Annotated in this window: 1 protein-coding gene; it reads right to left on the bottom strand. The window is 68.6% G+C overall.

The annotated features are described in order from the left end of the window. On the bottom strand, window positions 1-223 hold a 223-nt coding region (locus ACEPPI_RS41065), incomplete at both ends, for a transposase (RefSeq protein WP_373920322.1).

The raw sequence follows: 223 nt of genomic DNA, 5'->3' as shown, positions 1-223 counted from the left end.
GGCCTCGCCCGGGTAAAGGTCGGCGATCCTCCGCATCGTCAGCCCCGGAAGGTAGGCGACCGGGCAGCCCATGTCCCGGGCCACCGCCAGCGGCAGGGCTCCGATCGAGGCCGGCTGGTCGACCACGACCAGCACCGTTCCGTGCTTGGCCTGGAGTTTCGCGAACAGCTCGCGGAGCTTGGGTTCGGTGTTGGGCAGGCGCTTGTCGAAGGCTTTCTTTCCG

This window comes from Streptomyces sp. AB3(2024) (genome assembly GCF_041862025.1).
Classification (GTDB): Bacteria; Actinomycetota; Actinomycetes; order Streptomycetales; family Streptomycetaceae; genus Streptomyces.
The sequence above is the reverse complement of the archived record's forward strand: the minus strand, read 5'-3'. Positions and strand labels throughout refer to the sequence as shown.